Annotated in this window: 1 protein-coding gene; it reads left to right on the top strand. The window is 62.0% G+C overall.

Features of this window, described 5'->3' with window-relative positions; translation table 11 throughout:
* Positions 1-234, top strand: a 234-nt coding sequence (locus tag MXD60_RS26510) for a hypothetical protein (RefSeq protein WP_248822423.1), incomplete at both ends; no start/stop codon positions are given.

Below are 234 nucleotides of genomic sequence, written 5' to 3'. Positions count from 1 at the left end.
GACGACATGAAGATCGCCGTTGAGTTCTCGAAGGTCGCCGAGGAACTCAAGCGGAACGGCAGTGCCGAGGATTGGCAGGAGTTTCAGGAGGCGGTCTACGAGCGCCATGCGGAGATCCGCTGGAAGGACGCGCGTTGGGTTAGGGTCGAAGATCCCGAGGAAGGTCCGAACGAGGTCGAGGAGGCGCTTCCCGAGCAGACCGAGAAGGCCATGCTCTTCTCGGCGATCTCGCAC

This window comes from Frankia sp. AgB32 (assembly GCF_023243045.1).
Taxonomy (GTDB): domain Bacteria; phylum Actinomycetota; class Actinomycetes; order Frankiales; family Frankiaceae; genus Frankia.
The sequence above is the reverse complement of the archived record's forward strand: the minus strand, read 5'-3'. Positions and strand labels throughout refer to the sequence as shown.